The 1,062-nt window shown below is 65.0% G+C and carries 1 protein-coding gene; it reads left to right on the forward strand.

Annotation, left to right across the window (positions count from 1 at the left end):
- The coding region (locus ABFT43_RS22640; RefSeq protein ID WP_347962478.1) for an IS256 family transposase at positions 1-987 on the forward strand (987 nt) is incomplete at its 5' end.
- Between the last annotated feature and the right edge of the window lie 75 nt (positions 988-1,062).

Here is a 1,062-nt window from a genome sequence, read left to right on the forward strand (position 1 = left end):
TCCTTCTTCCCGTCACTGCTCGAGCGCCGCCGCCGCATCGACAAAGCCCTGCACGCGGTGATCATGGAGGCCTACGTTCACGGGGTGTCCACCCGCAGCGTCGATGACCTCGTCGCCGCACTGGGTGTCGGATCCGGTGTCTCCAAGTCTGAGGTCTCACGCATCTGCGCCGGCCTCGACCGTGAGATCGAGGCGTTTCGCACCCGCAGCCTGACCCACACGTCGTTTCCCTACGTGTTCTGTGACGCCACGTTCGCCAAGGTGCGCGTCGGTGCGCATGTGGTCTCCCAGACCCTGGTGGTGGCTACCGGCGTCTCGATCGACGGCACCCGCGAAGTCCTCGGCACAGCCGTGGGTGACAGCGAGTCCTTTGAGTTCTGGCGGGAGTTTTTGGCCTCGCTCAAGGCCCGCGGCCTGACGGGGGTGCACCTGGTGATCTCCGATGCCCACGCCGGACTCAAGGCTGCGGTGACCCAGCAGTTCACCGGGGCATCCTGGCAGCGATGCCGGGTGCACTTCATGCGCAACCTGCACGGCGCGGTGTCAGCGAAGCAGGCACCAGTGGTCACCGCGGCGGTCAAGACGATCTTCGCCCACACCGACCCCGCCGACGTCGCCGCCCAATGGGACCAGGTCGCCGACACCCTCTCAGGCAGCTTCCCGAAGGTCGCGGCGATGATGGACGAGGCCAAGACCGACGTGCTCGCCTTCACCGCCTTCCCCCACACCCACTGGCAGAAGATCTGGTCCAACAACCCCATCGAGCGACTCAACAAAGAGATCAAACGCCGCGCCGACGTCGTGGAGATCTTCCCCAACCCCGCAGCATTCCTGCGCCTGGCCACCGCGGTGGTCATCGAAGCCCACGACGAATGGCAGGTAACCCGCCGCTACCTGTCCGAAGCATCCATGGCTGAGCTCCGCACAGTCATCGCCGCCAAACAGGCCGCCGCTGAACCCGTGGCCAAACAACATCAAATCGCCTAGCATTCACCATGACTCGTTGATCACCACGCGTGAACCCACGCCGACCCAAAGTCCACCACCCCACGGGACACTGTC

It is taken from the genome of Gordonia aurantiaca (genome assembly GCF_039939235.1).
In the GTDB taxonomy this organism is placed as follows: Bacteria; Actinomycetota; Actinomycetes; order Mycobacteriales; family Mycobacteriaceae; genus Gordonia.